Annotated in this window: 9 protein-coding genes; 2 read left to right on the plus strand and 7 right to left on the minus strand. The window is 66.7% G+C overall.

The window, feature by feature from the left end; genetic code table 11:
- Positions 1 to 9: 9 nt before the first annotated feature.
- Genes LVB87_RS12675 through LVB87_RS12695 form a run of 5 tightly spaced genes read right to left on the minus strand, consistent with a single transcriptional unit; the run spans position 10 to position 6,890 of the window.
- Positions 10 to 1,206: an AGE family epimerase/isomerase gene (locus LVB87_RS12675; protein WP_232898316.1), complete on the minus strand. Its 1,197-nt coding sequence runs from the start codon at positions 1,204 to 1,206 to the stop codon at positions 10 to 12.
- Positions 1,203 to 2,183 (minus strand): carbohydrate kinase, encoded by a 981-nt coding sequence (locus tag LVB87_RS12680; protein ID WP_232898317.1) that lies wholly within the window; start codon positions 2,181 to 2,183, stop codon positions 1,203 to 1,205. Before LVB87_RS12680 ends, LVB87_RS12675 begins: the two co-directional genes overlap by 4 nt.
- The gene (locus LVB87_RS12685) at positions 2,180 to 3,472 is read right to left on the minus strand and encodes a sugar MFS transporter (RefSeq protein ID WP_232898318.1); all 1,293 of its coding nucleotides are present in this window, start codon (positions 3,470 to 3,472) and stop codon (positions 2,180 to 2,182) included. Before LVB87_RS12685 ends, LVB87_RS12680 begins: the two co-directional genes overlap by 4 nt.
- Positions 3,469 to 4,512, minus strand: a complete 1,044-nt coding sequence (locus tag LVB87_RS12690; protein ID WP_232898319.1) for a LacI family DNA-binding transcriptional regulator — start codon at positions 4,510 to 4,512, stop codon at positions 3,469 to 3,471. Before LVB87_RS12690 ends, LVB87_RS12685 begins: the two co-directional genes overlap by 4 nt.
- Positions 4,509 to 6,890, minus strand: coding sequence for a GH92 family glycosyl hydrolase (locus LVB87_RS12695; protein ID WP_232898320.1), 2,382 nt, complete (start codon positions 6,888 to 6,890; stop codon positions 4,509 to 4,511). Before LVB87_RS12695 ends, LVB87_RS12690 begins: the two co-directional genes overlap by 4 nt.
- 224 nt (positions 6,891 to 7,114) lie before the next feature.
- Here LVB87_RS12695 and LVB87_RS12700 point away from each other — a divergent pair, with 224 nt between their 5' ends.
- The gene (locus LVB87_RS12700) at positions 7,115 to 9,394 is read left to right on the plus strand and encodes a GH92 family glycosyl hydrolase (RefSeq protein WP_232898321.1); all 2,280 of its coding nucleotides are present in this window, start codon (positions 7,115 to 7,117) and stop codon (positions 9,392 to 9,394) included.
- Positions 9,395 to 9,397: 3 nt separating this feature from the next.
- Here LVB87_RS12700 and LVB87_RS12705 read toward each other — a convergent pair whose 3' ends face one another.
- Positions 9,398 to 12,403 carry a tyrosinase family protein gene (locus LVB87_RS12705; protein WP_232898322.1) on the minus strand — a complete coding sequence of 1,002 codons (3,006 nt, stop codon included), beginning with the start codon at positions 12,401 to 12,403 and terminating at the stop codon, positions 9,398 to 9,400.
- A 203-nt stretch (positions 12,404 to 12,606) separates the two neighbouring features.
- Between LVB87_RS12705 and LVB87_RS12710 the strand changes: the two genes are divergently transcribed.
- On the plus strand, positions 12,607 to 13,461 hold the full coding sequence (locus LVB87_RS12710) for a DUF2167 domain-containing protein (RefSeq protein WP_232898323.1): 855 nt from the start codon (positions 12,607 to 12,609) through the stop codon (positions 13,459 to 13,461).
- Between the two features lie 14 nt (positions 13,462 to 13,475).
- Here the strand turns inward: LVB87_RS12710 and LVB87_RS12715 are convergent, their stop codons facing one another.
- A complete protein-coding gene (locus LVB87_RS12715; RefSeq protein WP_232898324.1) occupies positions 13,476 to 15,635 on the minus strand; it encodes a hypothetical protein in 2,160 nt (719 codons plus the stop codon).
- Between the last annotated feature and the right edge of the window lie 21 nt (positions 15,636 to 15,656).

Below are 15,656 nucleotides of genomic sequence, written 5' to 3' on the forward strand. Positions count from 1 at the left end.
GGGGTTGCCTCAGGTGGAGTGGCGCAACAGGTGCAGCACGTCGTGGCATGCACCCATCGTGTGGTAGTCGGTCTTGCCGGCGGGACTCTTTTCGTCGCTGTACTTGCGGTTGCGGCGATCGAGGATGCGATACCAAGCCCCATGCTCGTGGTCGACGAAATGCCGCCACGCGTAATCCCACAGGCGGTCGTACCAGTCCCACGACCCCAGCCGCGCCGCCGCTGCGATCGATTCGGCCTGCACCCAGAAATACTTGTCGTCGTCGCAGACGCTGCCGTCCGGTGCGAAGCCGTAGCACAGGCCGCCGAACTCCGGATCCCACGCGCGCACCATCGCGATGTCGAACAGGTGCCGCGCAGTGGGCAGCGCCCACGCGACAGGCGTGCCGCGCGCGCGCAGGTGTCCGTCGAGGATGGCGAGCAGCTTCGCCCATTCGGTCTGGTGCCCCGGCTGGAAGCCCCATGGGCGGAACAGGTGTTTCGGATCGTCGCGGTGGTAATCCCAATCGACGTTCCATTGGCAATCGTAGTGTTCCCAGACCAGGCCATCGGCTTTTGCGGCCTGGCGTCGCGTCATGTTGTCGGCCAGCGTGGCTGCGCGTTCGAGATAGCGCGCCTCCCCGCTCGCTTCGTACGCGGCCAGCATCGCTTCGCATATGTGCATGTTGGCGTTCTGGCCGCGGTAGTCGCTGAAGTGCCAGACAGAATCGGCTTCGTCGCGATACAAGCCGGCCTCTGCGTCCCAGAAGCGCGCCTCGAGCAGCGCCCAGGTCTCGTCCATCCATGCGGCGGTTTCTGCGATCCCCGCTTTCCGTGCAGTCGCATAAGCCAGCAGCACGAAGGCCACGCCGTAGCAGTGGTTGGTCGCGTCTTCCACGCGGCTGTCGCGAAGCGTCCACGCGTAGCCGCCGGTGGTCGGATTGCGGTGCACGTCGCGCAGGTAGGTCAGGCCATGCCGGACGGCATCGAGGTATTGCGCGCGCAAGGCGCCGTCTTCGCCGAACTCGTTCGCGGCCATCGCGTAGTTGAAAACGAAGCGCGTGCTGCTGACGAGGTGCCGATGGCTGCGGTCGTAGACCGTGCCATCGTCCTTGAAGTAATGGAAAAACCCGCCGTCGGGATCGATGCAACGCGGGTGGTAGAAGGCCATCGTGCGTGCGATGTGCGCGCGCAGGAACTCGGGCGAGCGGAAATCCGGCGTGGTCATGGATCGTTACCCAGCAAGGCAGTGACTTCAGCGTGGGCGGGCATCGCGGCGAACGCGCCCTGGCGCGTCACCGCCAGTGCACCGACGGCCGCACCGAATCGCAGCGCCTCCGTGATGGCGGCGGCATCGGCGGCGAACTGCGGAAAACTTGCGCCATCGATGCCGCGTTGCGCGAGGTGGAACAACACGCCGCCGACGAACGCATCGCCCGCCGCTGTCGTGTCCACGGCGCGCACCTTGAATGCGGGCACTTCGCCGCGACCCTTGCGCGTGTGCCATTGCAGCGTGGCGGCGCCGTCGGTCACGACCAGCAGGCGCGCATGGCCTTCCAGGATGCGCTGCACCACCGCCTCTTCACCGCCGGGCGTGGCATCGGCAAGATAGTCGAGTTCGTTGCGGGCGAGCTTCACTATGTCCGCTTCCATGAGCGCACTCCACAAGCGCGGTCGCGGGTCTGCGTGCTCCGGCCACAACGCGGGGCGCAGGTTGAGATCCAGGCTGACGACCGCGCCCGCGCCGCGCGCGCGCGCCATGCCTTGCAGCGTGGCCTGCGCGATGTCGGCTTCGGTCATGCTGTTGGAGCACACATGGAAGACGGCCGTCTGCGTGAACGACGCCTCGTGGAAATGCGCATCGCGGAACAACAGATCGGCCGCAGGCGGACGATAGAAACTGAAATGGCGTTCGCCGTCCGCGTCCAGTTGGACGAAGGCCAGCGCGGTGCGCGCCGCGTCGGTGCGGACGAGGTGCGAGGTGTCCACGCCCGCATCGCGCAGGCTTTCCAGCAGGAAGTCGCCGAACATGTCGGCGCCGAGCATGCCGACGAACTGCGCCTGCGCACCAAGCCGCGCGACCGCGACGGCCACGTTGGCCGGCGCACCGCCCGCATGCTGCAGGAACGCACGCGGCGCATCGGGCGCGCCGCCGGGCTGGGCCAGGAAGTCGATCAGCGCTTCGCCGAAGCAAACGATCTTCATGCAGCGCCTGCCATCCGCACGCGCGAACCACGCAAGCCATACCACACGATGTACGCGTAGCAGAGCGCCGACACGACGAACGCGAGCTGCAGCGCCCGGGTTTCGCCGTGTGCCCCCTGGAGCGCATCGACCACCAGGCCCTGCAGCGGCGGAATCACCGCACCGCCGACGATGGCCATGACCAACAGGCTCGCCGCCTTTTCCGTCATCGACCCCAGGCGTTCGATCGCGAGGGTGAAGATCGTCGGGAACATGATCGAGTTGAACAGCCCGACCGCCACGACGCTCCAGGTCGCCAAGCTCCCCGTGGTGTTCATCGTCACCAGCAGCAGGCCGATGTTGATCGCGGCAGCAGCGGGCAGCATGCGGCGCGGATTGGCGCGCAACAGCAACAACGCGCCGATGAACCGGCCGATCATGGCGGACAGGTGGTAGAAGGACAGGTACGCCGAAGCCGATTCCGGCGACATGTTGCCGATCTCCGGCCGCGACACGTAATTGACCATGAAGTGCGCGACGGTCACTTCCACGCCGACGTAGAAGAAGATCGCGAGCACGCCCCAGCGCACATGCGGCAACGCGAGCAGTTCAGCGAACGTGTGGTGGCGGACCTCGGCACGCTCCGTCGCTTCGGTGAGCGGCGGCATGCGGAACAGATGGACGGCCAGCGCCAGCAGGATCAGCGCAATCGCCACGCCCACGTACAGGGGCTCGACCGTGGACGCACGTTCGGAGGCCGGCAGCGCCGCCAGCTGTTCGGCGCTGAGCAGCGTGGCGCTGAAGATGAGCACGCCCGCGACGTACGGCCCGATGGTGTGTCCCAGCGAGTTCACCGCCTGCGCGAAGTTGAGGCGGCTCGCCGCGCGTTCCGGGGCGCCGAGCAGGCTGACATAAGGATTGGCCGACACCTGCAACAACACGATGCCGGTGGCCAGGATGAACAAGGCCGGCAGGAACAGTTCGAAGGATCCCATCCGCGCCGCAGGCAGGATCAGCAGCGCACCGGCGCCTGCGACGAGCAGGCCGACCACGATGCCCATCTTGAATCCCAACCGGCCCACCACCTTGCCCGCGGGCACGGCCATCACGAAGTACGCACCGAAGAACGCCGAGTCCAGCAACATCGAACGCGCGTGCGTCAGTTCGAACACCGACTGCAGGTGCGGGATCAGCACGCCGTTGAGCTCGGTGATGAAGCCCCACATGAAGAAGATCGCCGTCATCGCCACCAGCGCGACGCGCGTGTTGACGACAGGTGCGGCGCGCGATGCGGCCAACGGTGTGCTCATGGGGTGTCCTCTTGCGAATGGGAATGCGTGGTCGGCCCGCTGCTGCCGCGCACGACGAGCTGCACCGGCGCCACCACGTTGCAGGGGGCAGCGTCCGGCGATCGCACGCGTTGCAGCAGCAGTTCGGCGGCCTGGCGGCCGCGTGCGCGCGGGTCGACGGACAAGGTGGTCAGCGACGGCGTGGACAATGCGGCTTCGGGGATGTCGTCGAAGCCGGTGATGGCGAAATCGATGCCCGGACGCGTGCCGCGCGCCTGCAGGCCGAGCATCAGTCCGAGCGCGACGGTGTCGTTGTAGCAGACGGCCGCGGTGAGATTCGGATCGCCTTCGAACAGCAAACGCGTTGCGTGCGCGGCGGCCACGCGGGTCGGTGCACATTCGATGAGCCAGCGCGACTCAGGCGGCATGCCGGCCGCCGACATCGCCTGCGTGTAGCCCTGACGGCGGTGTCGCCAGGAACTGGAATCGCCATGTCCCCCGAAGAAGGCAATGCGCCGGTGGCCGAGCGACAACAAGTGCTCGGTGGCCAGTCGCGCGCCGCGTTCGTTCTCCAGCGCAAGGAAATCCCAGTCGCCGCCGGCGAGCGCGCGATTGAACAGCAACACCGGTGTGATGCCGACCGCGCGACGCACCGCGGCACCGTCGCTGTGCGCGGCCGGCGACAGGATGATCCCGGCCGGTCCGTGTTCCAGCAACGAATCGAGCACTGCTTGCTGGCGCTCGGGGGACTCGTTCGTGCTGCCCAGCAAGGTGACGTAGCCGTCGACCCCCAGCGCTTCGTCCACGCCCGCGGCGAACTCCGCGAAGAACGGATTCGACAGATCGTTGATCACCAGGGCCACGCTGGATGATGTGCGACGCCGCAGGTTCGCCGCGGCACGGTTGTAGACGTAGCCCTGGCGCTTGAGCTCGGCTTCCACGCGCGCACGCGTATCGACGTTGACCAAGGGGCTGCGACGCAACACCAGCGACACGGTGGCGCGCGAGACATCGCAGGCGCGCGCGATGTCGTTGACGGTGACGGGCTTCTGGCGCGTCATGGCGATCGCGCCTGCAGTGCGCACGCGGGCGGCGGAAGATCGTCGGGCTGCGTGCCCCACGTCCCCGGCGCATCGCCCAGCGCGAAGCGCAGGGAGCCGCCCGCGCGGATTGCATCCCAATCGAGCCAGACATGTTGCGAGGACGCGCCGTTAAACGCCACGTCCTGGATGTAGCGCACCCCGCCCCTGCCCGGCGCTTCGATGCGCAGGGTCTTTCCGCTGCCGAGATCCAGCGCGACGCGTTCGAAGCGTGGCGGATGCAAAAGCAGTCGCCCCGTGCCCGGCATCGCCGGATACAGCCCGATCGCGCTGAACAGATACCACGCCGACATCGTGCCCAGGTCGTCGTTGCCCGTGACACCGTTGGGCGCGTTGGTGAACAGCGCTTGCGCAGCGCGCAGGACGACAGCGGTCTTCGCCGGCTCCCCGATCAGCGTGTACATCCACGGCGCGTGGAGGTCGGGCTCGTTGTTGGGGTTGTAACGGAACTGGTTGTAGTAATCGTAGGAGCCGACGACCCATTGCTTGCGCGCGGCATCGGCGGGATTCGCCCGCAAGGCGTCGTACGCGAAGAACGCATCGAGGCGTTTGCCGGCGTTCTCCTTCCCGCCCATGGCCGCGACGAGCCCGGGCACGTCCTGCTGCACCAGCCATTGGTACTGCCACGCGGTGCCTTCGTGGAATCCGTGCTGCGAACGCGGGTCGTAATCGCCCCGCGGCGTCGCATACCACGTGCCGTCTTCGGTACGTGGGCGAGGAAACCCGTGGAATCCGGTGTCCTTGTCCACGACGGCGTCGTCCCAGACATTGCGCCAGTTGCCGCCGCGCGCGCCCAGCGTCGCAGCGGCAGCGTGCTCGCCGAGGGCCGTCGCCATCTGCGCGAGCGCGCAGTCGGCCATTGCGTATTCGAGCGTGGCCGAACCACCGTGGTGCGGATCCACGTCCATGCCTTTCGAAGGAAATGCGCGGTCGTAGGCCACGAACCCGCGTGCAAGGTAACTGTCGTTGCCGGCACGGCCCTGCGCACGCGACATCGCGGGCGGACGGCCGTTGGCGTTCTGCCACAAGGCCTGCCATGCCTCCCATTCGCGACCCGCGAGTGCGCCGAACTTCCACAGATCCACCAGGAAGGGCGTCACCGGATCGCCGGTCATGATGTTGGTGTCGAAGTTGGCGTAGCCCCAGCGCGGCAGCCACCCCATCTGTTCGTGGATCGCAAGCATCGACTGCGCGATGTCGCGCGCACGTTGCGGCCGGAACATCGCCAGCCACTGGTTCTGCGCGCGGTAGGTATCCCACAGCGAAAAGTATTCGTGGTAGGTCCATCCACGCGCGACATGGATCGCGTCGTCGTAGCCGCGATAGCGGCCGTCGGCGTCGCTCCCCGTCAGCGGCTGCAGCAAGGCGTGGTAGAGCGCCGTGTAGAACACCGTTCGGTCGTCGGCGTTACCGCCCTCGATCTGCACCGACGACAGTTCCCTGCGCCATTGCGCTTGCGCCGCCTCGCGCATCGCATCGAACCCCAGGAGTCGCCCACCGCGCTTGCCTTCGTCCTCGAGGTTGCGGCGCGCGCCGTCGGCGTCGACGTGCGAAATCGCACTGGTCACCGTCATGCTGCGGGATGCGCCGAGGTCGAAGGTCAACCACGCGCCGTTCGCCACTTCCCACTGCGCGCCCATGCTCGTGCGCGAGCCCGGCACGCTGCCGTCCTTGTCCCAGGTGCCGAAGGCCTTGAAGGGCCGATCGAACTCAAGCCGGAACCAGGTGGTGTATTGCGTTCCGCCGCAGAAGCTCTTCGTCACCAGCTTGCCTTCGACGACGCGGTCGCCGACGACATGCACCACGCTGCCGACTACTTCGTGCTTTTCGTTCGCCTGGCCGAGGTTCACCAGCACCTGGCCGGTCTTCTCGCGCGCGTCGAAGGTGTAACGCTCCGCGGCGGCGCGCGTCAGTGCGGTCGCTTCGGCATCGATGCCGCCGTAATCCGTCAGCCGCACGCGGTAGTAACCGGCCTGGCCGACTTCGCCTTCATGCGTGTAGGTCGAGGCGTAGTCGCGATAGTCGTAGGACTTCAACGTTCCGGTCACGGGGAGCACGGTGACCTGCCCGCCCTGTTCCCAGCACCCGGCACCCGAAATGAAGGAATGCCCGAAGCCGCGGATCTTCGTGTTGTCGTAGCGCCAGCCCGCGTAGTGCTCGCCCACCGGCGAGACCTGGATGAGTCCGAACGGCGCCGACGCGCCCGGGAACGTATTGCCCTCGTCCCGGGTGCCGATGAACGTGTTGACCGAGGCCTCGAGGTGCGCGTTGTCCGACGCCGCCTGCGCGGCCGCCGAGAACGCCAGCAATACCCCAGCGGCCGCCAACACCACGTGCATCGTTACCCCGCCCAGGACTAGATCGATCTAAACAGACCACACCCGGTGCCAAAGTACATGCGGCAGTGCAGCATGATGGCCGCACGAACAGTGCTAATTTGCCGGCTTGGAACGATCCAAACGGTGCAGAGATGACGAGACGGACGAAGGCGGGCCTGGCAAGAACCACCTTGACGGCGGCGGCCCTGGCAGCGGCCGCCGCGGGCGCGATCGGGAGCGAGGCCATGGCCGCGGACCGTGGCGCGAATGCCTGGGCCGCCGTGGATCCCTTCATCGGCACGGGTGGCGAAGGCCACACCTTCCCGGGCGCGGTCGTCCCCTTCGGCATGATCCAGCTCAGCCCGGACACGCAGATCAAGCCCCGCAAGGAGGCCTATGGCTGGGCGGCCGGCTATCGCTACGACGACAAGACCATCGTCGGCTTCTCGCACACGCACTTCTCCGGCACGGGCCATTCGGACCTGGGCGACGTGCTGGTGATGCCGATCACGGGCGAAGTGAAGCTCGAGCGCGGCGACGTCGACAAGCCCGGCAGCGGATACACCTCGCGCTTCTCGCACAAGGGCGAAGTCGCGCAGCCCGGCTACTACGCAGTGACGCTCGACGACTACGGCATCCGCGCCGAACTCACGGCAGGAGCGCGCGTGGGTGTGCATCGCTACACCTTCCCCAAGGGCACGCCCGCGCATGTGCTCGTCGATCTGCGCACGAGCATGTACGACTATCCCGGCAAGGTGATGTGGTCGCGCCTGCGCCTGCATCCGGATGGCACGCTCACGGGGTTCCGCGAAACGCGCGGTTGGGCGCCCGGCCGCCAGGTGTACTTCGCGATGCGCTTCTCGTTGCCGGTCAGCGGACATCAGTTCAACGACACGGAACAGGACGTGCCCTACAAGGGCTTCCCACCGCCGGGCAAGGACGATCCGCGCCAGCGCGCGCAGATCGAAGGGCGCCAATTGGTCGGTGCCCTCGACTTCGCCGATGCACCGGGACAGCAGTTGGTGGTGAAGGTGGCGATCTCGCCGGTGGGCGAAGACAGCGCGCTGGCGAATCTCGACGCCGGCATGCCCGACTGGAATTTCGATCGCGTGCGTGCGGAGGCGAAGGCGCAATGGAGCCAGGCGCTCGGCGCCATCGACATCGATGCGCCCGAGCCGATGCGGCGCAGTTTCTACACCGCGCTCTACCACGCGTTCATGGGACCGAGCCTGTTCATGGACAGCGACGGTCGTTACCGCGGCCCCGACAACGCCGTGCACCAGGCGAAGGGGTTCACGAACTACTCGACGTTCTCGTTGTGGGACACCTACCGCGCCTTGCATCCGCTGCTCACGCTGGTGCAACCGGCGCAGCGCAACAACGACTTCATCCGCTCGCTGTTGGCCGCACAAAGCGCGAGCCCCTACGGCGTGCTTCCGGTCTGGGCGTTCCATGGCCAGGAGACGTGGTGCATGATCGGCTACCACGCGGTGCCGGTGATCGCCGACGCGTACATGAAGGGCATCCGCGACTACGACGCCGACGCCGCGCTCAAGGCCATGGTGGCGAGCGCCAGTTACGGGCCCTATGACGGCCTCGCGCAATACATGGAACTCGGTTACGTCCCGATCGACGAAGAAGACGAGGCCGCCTCGAAGACGCTCGAGTACGCCTTCGACGACTGGACCATCGCGCGCATGGCCGAAGCCATGGGCCGCCAGGACGTCGCAGCGCAGTTCCGGAAGCGTGCGACGAACTGGAAGCACGCCTTCGATCCCGCCACCGGCTTCATGCGCGCGCGCAAGCGCGATGGCAGCTTCCGCGAGCCCTTCGACGCGACCGCCAGCGGCTACGGCTCCGATTACACCGAAGGCAACGCCTGGCAATACTCGTGGTACGTGCCACAGGACGTGGCGGGCCTGGCACAGGCGCATGGTGGCGCCGACAAACTGCTGGCGAAACTCGACGAAGTGTTCGACGCGAAGGTCGATCCGAAAACCTTCGCGCACATGGAAGACATCACCGGCCTGATCGGCTGGTACGCACACGGCAACGAACCCAGCCACCACGTCGCCTACCTGTATGCCGCGGCCGGCCAGCCCTGGCGCACGCAGCAACGCCTGGGGCCGATCATGGCGAGCCAGTACTCGCCGCGGCCGGATGGCTTGTCCGGCAACGACGACCTCGGCCAGATGTCGGCGTGGTTCGTGTTCACCGCGCTGGGCTTCTATCCGATCGCGCCGGGCAGCAACGAGTACATCATCGGCCGTCCCTTCCTGCCGCGCGCGACGCTCGACCTGCCCAACGGCAAGCGCTTCACCGTGATCGCCGACGGGCTGGACGATGCGCATGCCTACATCGCCAGCGCCACGCTCAACGGAAAGCCGCTGGATCGCGCCTTCCTTCGCCACGAGGAGATCGTGGCGGGCGGCGAGTTGCGCTTCACGATGCAGGCGCAGCCCAACCGGGCGTGGCCGGGGGCGAATGCGGTGAAGCCTTTTTCGATGTCTGCCTCGATGCAGTAAGCCCTACCTGGCCATCGCGCTTCGGTGCGGGCCCGCATGCACATGCGTGCTCGCATCGCTGACTTCCCCGCCGTCGTCGGTCACGCGCACGGTGACGATGCGGTGCTCCGTTTCCGGAACCTTGACGGTCACTTCGAACGGCGGCTCGCTGCGCGAGCCCACGGGGACGAACTTCGCTTCGAACAGATCGCTGTCGGCCATGAAGAATTCGACGTTGCGGATCTTGCCGTCGGCGTCGGTGGCTTCGGCGGTCAGGATCACGGTGCCCGGGGTGTCGCCGGCGCGGGCCTGCAGGCTCACGACAGGGGGCAGGTCTTTGACACCGACCACCTCGCGGTCGTCCACGCTCGTGCGTCCTGCGTCGTCTTCGGCGACGGCTCGCAGGCGCTGCGGACCGACGGCCGGGGTCCATTCGAAGGTGGACGCGCCCGGCTGCGATTCCACCGGTTTGTCGTCGACGAACAGCGCGATCTTGCGGACCTTGCCGTTCGGGGCGACCGCGTCGACGTTCAACTTCATGGGCTGGCCCGCGTGGACGAGCGCGTCGTCGAGCGCCATGCGCACGCTCGGCGGTTCGGAAGTATCGGCGCGGTTCGCCGCGAGCGATGCGTCGAAGATCAGGTCGTCCTGCGCGTTGTCTTCGAACTGATGCACTTCGACGGCGAGCACGTTGGTGCCTGCGCGCAACGCCTCCGGTGACAGGCGCACGGGGAAAAACGCGAGTTCCTCCGCCCCCGAGCGCGGCTTCAACACTTGCTTGTCGAAGTTCTCGCGATGCATCTCGCGCCCGTTGAGGTAGACGATCGCGCCATCGTCGACGCGCAGGCGCAGCGTGAGATCGCGCAGCAGTTGCGGGTCCTGGACGTCGAAGCGCTGGCGGAAATACGCGACCTTCGTGCCCGGGGCGACGCCGGTCATCGCTTCGAGCTTCGGCGCGAAGCCCAGCGGCGCAGGCGCTTCGGACCAACCCGCATCGTCGAAGTCGGGCGCGGTCCAGCCGGTCGGTGCCTGGTCGCTCACCCGCCACGTGCTGCCCGCCTTGACCAGGTTGCGTTGCGAGACGTCGAGCTCGAACCGCACGCCACCGACGACATCGCGCGCCTTTCCATCCGTGCGCTGCTGCACGACATCGAACAGTAGCGGCTCCTTCGCCGGTTTGAAATCGGGACGCAGGTGAAACACGAGCTGCAACGGGAATCGCTCTCCGGGTTTCAGCACGATGCCGTCCAATACATCGTCGAAACCGCGCAAACGCAGCACGACTGTGTCCTGCTGCATCCGCTGCGCCTGTTTCAGCGGCTCCCTCCCCTGCCCCGCGATCCGACGGAACAGCTCCGCCGGCATGCCCACATCGATCGCTTCCACGACCTCCCCGAGCGGCGCAAACCCCTTCACTTCGCGGAACTGCAGCGCTGTCGTCATCGGTGCGTCGGTGTCGTTCGCCATCATCATCGCCATCGCGGCCTGTGCGCCGCTGAAGGCATCGACCACCTGGATGTTCCGCCATGCCAGGTTGTTGCCATTGCGCACGTTGGTGGTGACGTTCGTTCCCTCGGTGGTCGATATCGGCGTGATGCGCGCCAGCAGGCCGTACTGGCTGTCTCCGAGGCAGGAATAGTTCGCCGGATTCGGCGGGTACCACGGGACTTCGAGGATCGTCGCCTGACCCGGCGCAAGCACGGGAATGGTGAGCGGCGCGGCGTCGTAGATCGGCGGCGAGAGCACCGAACGATCCATGCTGTTCTTCGTCACGATGAAACCACCCGCCGAGCTCCACGGATCGATCGGCGATCCCGTCGGCACCACACCGCTCCACGGGCGCAGGCCGTTGACCATCACCGCGCTCGTCGCGGAAGACCCGTACGCGGTGGCAGCTTCGAAGCGCGTCGTGTTCCCGCGTTGCCAACGCGACCACAGTTGGTCGACCTTGGTATGCAGCAGGAAGAAGAACGGATCGCGCGCCGCGGACGCAACGACCGCCATCGAACCACCCGTCCCACCGATGTAGCCGTGGTTCGCGTCATGGTTGGGCGTGGTTTCGAGCTGCACGCTGAAGTTTTCCGCCGCATTCGTGCCGCGGTAGTTGGCCCAGCCCATCATCGTCGTATCCGACACCGACGCGGGCGAGCCGGTGCGCAGGTTGCGCACGACGCTCGCGCCTTCCGACGCGATGGGTTCCAGCGCAGGCGACAGCGGCGCCCCCATGCTCGTACCGCCGGTCCCGCGACCGGAGTTGCCCATGAACGTCGACGTGAACAGATTCACCCCGCCCGTGCTGTTGGTCGGATCCGTCGTCCATTGCCAGTACATCAATTTGACCCGCGGATCGGCTTCCTGCAGCAGGAGCTCCAGGCGATTGAGGAACTCGCGATGCCACGGCAGGAATGCGGGGTTGTGGTGCTCCGGCGCACGCACGTGGATCTGCTGTTGCTTCGTCCAGTAGTCGTAGCCGGTGAGCAGCGCGAAGGAAGGTGTCGTGGCGATCGCGATGTAGGCATCGCGCAAGCGCGTGCGTTGCGTGTCCGTCGCAGCAGCCGCGTTGACGCGCGGCTTGGTGATCTCCGCGCCCGTGAGTCGATTGGCGCCGCATACGACGGGATAGGCATCGACCCACCCCGACGACCAGGCCGGTCCCGCCGCACCTTTCGACCAGTACACATGCAGTTGCTCGGTGCCCGCCGATGACGACGTCCCACGATTGCGCACGCGCACGTAGACGTAGTTCGGCAAGGCAAACCGTGGATTGCGATACTCGGGACTCTGGTGCGCCGCAGGCGTCCAAGGGGGCGACGCCGGGTTGAACGGCGTCGGGCGCCAATTGGGGTCGGGGCTGTTGCGGACCCAGATGTCCTGCGAGACCCACATCGGCCCGCTGTCGGGATTGGGCTGCACGCCGGTATCGGCGGGTGTGTCGCGAATGTACAGATCAGCTTGGGCGAAGGCCGCGTTCGCTGCGCACAGCGCGAACGCGGCGACGACGAGTTGCTTCACCCTCAAGCGCTTGCACATGGCAGCTCTCCTTGCGCCCCTGCCTTAAGGAAGGACGCAAGGCATCGCCCGAATGGGTCACGTCGTGCGATGCCAAGGGTGCCAGTCGCATTCATGTCGAGAGCTTTCGTAGCAGCGACGCGGCGATCTCCGCGCGCGTCGGTGGGAGCGGTCCTCCTAAAGTGCCTCCCCCGTCCATGGGGACGGCGGAGCAAGGGAATCCAATGATCAAACAATTGATGGCGGCCATGCTGGCGGCTGCGTGCCTGTACGTGTCCACGGTGTCCGCACAGGAAAGCGATCCCATCGACGAGTTGCCTTGGCAGCCCGGCCCGACGACGGGGAAGATCGGCAACCACGCCACGGTCGAAGTGCCCGTGGGCTACAAGTTCCTCGGCCCGGTCGGCGCGAAGGAATTCAACCGCCTCACCCAGAACCCGGACCCGGGCATGGATGAGTACCTGCTCGCCAAGCAGGACAACCAGTGGATCGCGTTCTTCTCCTTCAGCGACGTGGGTTACGTGAAGGACGAAGACAAGCTCGATGCCGACGATCTGCTCAAGAGCACGACCGAAGGCACCGAGGTATCGAACAAGGAACGCAAGGAGAACGGCTGGCCCACGCTGCACGTCACCGGTTGGGCGTTCAAACCGCAATACGACAAGGACCTGAAGTCGCTCGAGTGGGCGATCCGTCTCAAGGGCGAAGGCCAATCGGAGGAAAGCATCAACTACAACACGCGCCTGCTCGGTCGCCGCGGCGTCATCGAGGTGTTGGTGTTGACCTCGCCGCAGGACCTGCAGGCGAGCGTGGTCGACTTCAAGACCAAGCTTCCGGGCTTCGCCTTCAATCCGGGCGAGAAGTACGCCGAGTTCCGTGATGGCGACCGCATCGCCGAGTACGGGCTTGCGGCGCTCGTCACCGGCGGCGCGGCGGCGATGGCCGCAAAGAAGGGACTGTTCGGCGTGATCGGCCTGTTCCTGCTGAAAACGTGGAAGCTGGCGCTCATCGGCATCGTGGCGGTCGGCGCGATCGTGATGAAGCTCTTCCTGAAGAAGAAGCCGGGCACGGTGGAGTGAGCGACGGCACCGCGCTAAGGCATCAACGACAAGCGCTCTGCCGCCAACGTTTTTGCCAGCCCCTCCCGCTGCGCCCGGTACATCCGATGCAACTCCGCATTCCGCGCAACGATGCGCGGATCGTCCGCGATCCCCAACCAACGTTGCCGCGCTTCGCGACCCACTTGTTCGGCGTACGGCGCGGCGATCTCGGCGCGGACCAGCGCTTCGCGATCCGAACCCAGGAACGCGAAATACCGTGCATTCCATGGCTTGCGCATCCACGTCTCGCCTCTGAACGCAGTCACGGTGGCCAGCAACTCGGCGCGTCGCGCGTTCCAGTCGCCCGGATCGGCCAGGCACGGCGCCAGCGTCGAGAGTCGCCGGATCTGGGCGTTGACCGAAACGCCATTGGGGACCAGTGCACGAAAGCCGGCCACGTCGTAGTGCGCAGGCAACACGCCCGCCCGCACGAGCGCCTGGCGCATGTCCTCCGTCCGCCCGAGTTCCACCGATGCCAGGCAACCAGCACCCACCGCGTCGGTCCAATCCCAGCGACGTTCTTCGGCGGCGCGCGGGATCAGCGCGATGGCACCGTCATACGCCGCCTGCGCGTGACCGCGCGAGTGATCGAGCACCACGCGCGTGCTCTCCGCGAACAGGTTGCCGGGCGCGAGGCGCTGCGACAGCGCGAGCCACGCATCGGCGGCCGCGGGCTCCCCCAGGTCCTCCAGCGACGGCGCCATGTCCGCGGCGATCTCGTGGTCGTCCGGGTCGATGCGATGGGCGATCAGCGACCAATGGACGAACCCGGCGGGATCGTTCCGGAATGCCGCGACGTTCCCCATGGACGTCGCGGCATTCGGATTCCGGGGTTGCAGTTCCCAGGCGCGCTGCGCGCTGGCCTGCGCCTCGTCGAGCCGCCCCATCCACGACAGTGCACTGGTCTTGAAGAAAAGCAGCGAACCGTTGAGCGGATCCAGTCGCACCACCGACTCGATCTCCGCGAGCGCCGCTTCGAACTCCATGTCGTACATGTGCAGCCGCGCCTGGGACATGCGCAGCCCCATGTCGTTGGGCGCACGCGCGATCGCCTGCGCCAACAGGCGTCGCGCGAGGTCGCCGTCGCCCGCTTCTTCCGCCTGCACGGCCCGGAATCCGAGCAACTGGCCGTTGTCCGGATCGATGCGTGCGATGCGATCGAGCCAGGGCCGCGCACGCAATGCGGCGGTGCGCCGCGAAATCTTGCCGGTCTGCGCCATCGACATCCACACGCGCACCAGGCCGACCATCGCGTCCAGGTAATTCGGATCGCGCGCGAGTGCCTGTTGCATCGCGCGCTCGGCGATGTCGAGCGAACCGAAACTGTCGATCGCGATCTGTTGCAGGCCGTGGACGTAGGCATCGTAGGCGGCCACGTCATGCGTGCCGCCCTGCACGATCGCGGCGCGCTCGCCCGGCAGCACCTCGCCCACCAGCGCCCTGGCGACCTCCGAGGCGATCTCGTCCTGGATCGCAAACAGATCGGACATGCGGCGGTCGTAACTGCGCGACCACACTTCCGAGCCATCATCGGTGCGCACCAATTGCGCGGTGATGCGGACCATCTCGCCGGAACGTTGCACGCTGCCTTCCACCACGGTCGCCACGCCGAGCAATCCGCCGATGTGGCGCACGTCATCCTGCTTGCCGCGGAAGGAAAACGAGGAAGTGCGCGCAGCGACCTTGAGCTTCGGCACCTGCGCGAGCTTGTGCAGCAGGGTCTCGCTCAACCCATCGGAGAAGTATTCGTCGCCGGGGCGCGAGGACAGATTGAGGAACGGCAGCACGGCCGTGGACGCGTCGCCAAGCCGCGCATGCGATCCGCGCAGGCCGACGTCGCCGGACAGCACATGCACGAACCAGCCAAGGGTCGCGGCGACCAGCAGGGCCGCAATGCCGAACACGCGCTTGTTTCCTTTCGGCGCACGCTCGAGCCGCAAGCCACCGGGCGTCAGTTCCATCAGCCACGCGAGCACCACCGCCACCGGCAGTCCCAGCAACGCGAGCAAGGTGATCAGGCGCGGCACCCAGTCGGGCAAGCCCAGCTGCGGCGCCACCGTCGCGCCGACCTGGATGACCAGCCAGGCGACGACCAGATAGCCCGCCGCGACCTTGAAGACCTTGCGACGCCTCAGCTCCGCGAACAGCGACATCGCGCTCTCCGGCCCGGGTCA

Origin of the sequence: Lysobacter sp. KIS68-7, from assembly GCF_021284745.1 — a bacterium.
Lineage (GTDB): Bacteria > Pseudomonadota > Gammaproteobacteria > Xanthomonadales > Xanthomonadaceae > Noviluteimonas.

Coding starts and splice junctions, on each gene's coding strand:
- LVB87_RS12675 (WP_232898316.1), bottom strand. CDS start 1,206: ATGACCACGCCGGATTTCCGCTCGCCCGAGTTCCTGCGCGCGCACATC.
- LVB87_RS12680 (WP_232898317.1), bottom strand. CDS start 2,183: ATGAAGATCGTTTGCTTCGGCGAAGCGCTGATCGACTTCCTGGCCCAG.
- LVB87_RS12685 (WP_232898318.1), bottom strand. CDS start 3,472: ATGAGCACACCGTTGGCCGCATCGCGCGCCGCACCTGTCGTCAACACG.
- LVB87_RS12690 (WP_232898319.1), bottom strand. CDS start 4,512: ATGACGCGCCAGAAGCCCGTCACCGTCAACGACATCGCGCGCGCCTGC.
- LVB87_RS12695 (WP_232898320.1), bottom strand. CDS start 6,890: ATGCACGTGGTGTTGGCGGCCGCTGGGGTATTGCTGGCGTTCTCGGCG.
- LVB87_RS12700 (WP_232898321.1), top strand. CDS start 7,115: ATGGCCGCGGACCGTGGCGCGAATGCCTGGGCCGCCGTGGATCCCTTC.
- LVB87_RS12705 (WP_232898322.1), bottom strand. CDS start 12,403: ATGTGCAAGCGCTTGAGGGTGAAGCAACTCGTCGTCGCCGCGTTCGCG.
- LVB87_RS12710 (WP_232898323.1), top strand. CDS start 12,607: ATGATCAAACAATTGATGGCGGCCATGCTGGCGGCTGCGTGCCTGTAC.
- LVB87_RS12715 (WP_232898324.1), bottom strand. CDS start 15,635: ATGTCGCTGTTCGCGGAGCTGAGGCGTCGCAAGGTCTTCAAGGTCGCG.